The sequence below is a fragment of the Armatimonas sp. genome, from assembly GCF_043760365.1.
In the GTDB taxonomy this organism is placed as follows: Bacteria; Armatimonadota; Armatimonadia; order Armatimonadales; family Armatimonadaceae; genus Armatimonas.
The window spans coordinates 1-1,608 of record NZ_JAYUPA010000516.1 but is presented as its reverse complement, the minus strand read 5'-3'; the positions used below and the strand labels follow the sequence as shown (position 1 = coordinate 1,608).

General features: G+C 58.5%; 2 protein-coding genes and 1 pseudogene. 2 read left to right on the top strand and 1 reads right to left on the bottom strand.

The genetic code is table 11. The annotated features are described in order from the left end of the window. A pseudogene (locus ACH2EH_RS12000) lies at nt 1-308 on the bottom strand (sodium:proline symporter); the annotation flags it as partial. A 62-nt stretch (nt 309-370) separates the two neighbouring features. On the opposite strand from ACH2EH_RS12000, the gene ACH2EH_RS11995 reads away from it, so the two are divergent. Continuing rightward, a complete protein-coding gene (locus ACH2EH_RS11995) occupies nt 371-865 on the top strand; it encodes a peroxiredoxin family protein (protein ID WP_395141971.1) in 495 nt (164 codons plus the stop codon). Between the two features lie 2 nt (nt 866-867). Further along, nucleotides 868-1,503 carry a metalloprotease gene (locus tag ACH2EH_RS11990; RefSeq protein ID WP_395141969.1) on the top strand — a complete coding sequence of 212 codons (636 nt, stop codon included), beginning with the start codon at nt 868-870 and terminating at the stop codon, nt 1,501-1,503. Nucleotides 1,504-1,608: the final 105 nt, after the last annotated feature.

Below are 1,608 nucleotides of genomic sequence, written 5' to 3'. Positions count from 1 at the left end.
TAGACTTTGTAGTCGTAGTAGGGCTTCAGAAAGACCGTCGCCACCACCCAGCGCCCAATGACCACCCCGAGCGTGAGCTGTACATAGGCCAGGCTGCGTTTTTCAAACCCCTCGCCCGGAGCGCCGAGAAATGTCGCGGCACTCGTCTCCGCCGCAATGATCGACGCCATCACGGCCCACCAAGGTATCTGCCGCCCACCCAGCGCAAAGTCCTTGAGATTCGTCTCCCGGCGGCCCATGGTGAGGCCAATGGCGGAGATCGCCACAAAGTAAAGTAGGATGATCGCGCCGTCTATGAAGAGTCCCATGAGCAGGATTATACCGGGAAGCGGGAACCGAAATGAGAAAAATCGGGTATCCTGACAGCACTATGGCTTTTGGTGGACAATCCCAGCAGCGCTGGGGAGACAACTCAATCAATGCCGCGGACTTTATCCGCGACTTTCAGCTCACGGACCTTGCGGGCCGCGTGTGCCACTCTTTCCCGACACGAGGCCGGAGCTGGATTCTCTTTGCCTTCTTCGGGCTAGACGGGCAGAGTGCCCAGACTCTCAAGACACTCCAAAAGCTCGCCGACGGCTACAAAGAAAGCGGGAAGTTAACCGTCTGGGGAATCTCGCAAGAGACCGATGAAACTCTCGTCCGGGCGTTTGCCGCAGAAAATAGCATCACGTTTCCTTTGATGCTCGACCATCATCTCTACCACTCCGGGCTCTACGGCATCCCCTACGCGCCCGCCGTGTTTCTGGTGGCGAGCGATGGGACGGTGCAGCGCAAGGCTCTGGGCCACAAGCCCACCGTTCTCAGCGATATGTCCAAGCGCTTCGCCGCTTTTGCAGAGCTCGCCGAGCCGGTCGAAATCTAGCAATGCCCACAAAGTTCGACCTCGGGGATGAGAGCCTGGATGTGCGTGCCAAGCCCGGCAAGGACATGCAGCTAAACACCTTCAAGGACTCACGGGATGCGGATCGCGTCCGCCAGACGATGCCTAGCACCCTGCTCTCGATGGCCTTCACCATCTGGTTCTACGCCTACCCAATGGGCTGGGGCTGGGCGGTCGCAGCGGGGCTGGTGTTTTCCATTTTCATCCATGAGTGCGGGCACGCGATTGCCGCGCGGCGCTACGGCCTGCCGTACATGGGCATGCGCTTCATTCCTCTGATCGGTGGGGTCGTCTTTCACCAGCGGGGCAATACGACAGTCACCGAGAACGCCTTTATCGGGATCATGGGGCCGGTCTTTGGGACGCTGGTCGCGATTACCTGCGCCACGATCTACCACTTCACCGGCGATTTCTTCTGGCTGCACGTGGCACAAATCAACTTCGTCATGAACGCCGCCAACCTACTCATCCCCGCACCGCCGCTCGACGGCCACTGGCTCGCTGCTGTGTTCTCTAAGAGATCCCGTGCCACCAAATCCCAAAAGCTCAAGTGGGCACTCGCCTGGGCCGGGCTAGGACTGTTTTTGCTGCTCGGGCCGTTCCTGCTCAAATTTCTGTAGGTACCCCTAGTACAGCCTGGCATAAATATTGATCACTTTATGCCGAGACAGAATTTGTGTCACAATGGAGGCAGCCCACCTCGACTTGAAGGATGACCCTATGCC

Bases quoted from the DNA above. Each gene is read 5' to 3' on its own strand.
- ACH2EH_RS11995 (WP_395141971.1), top strand. From the start codon at position 371: ATGGCTTTTGGTGGACAATCCCAGCAGCGCTGGGGAGACAACTCAATC.
- ACH2EH_RS11990 (WP_395141969.1), top strand. From the start codon at position 868: ATGCCCACAAAGTTCGACCTCGGGGATGAGAGCCTGGATGTGCGTGCC.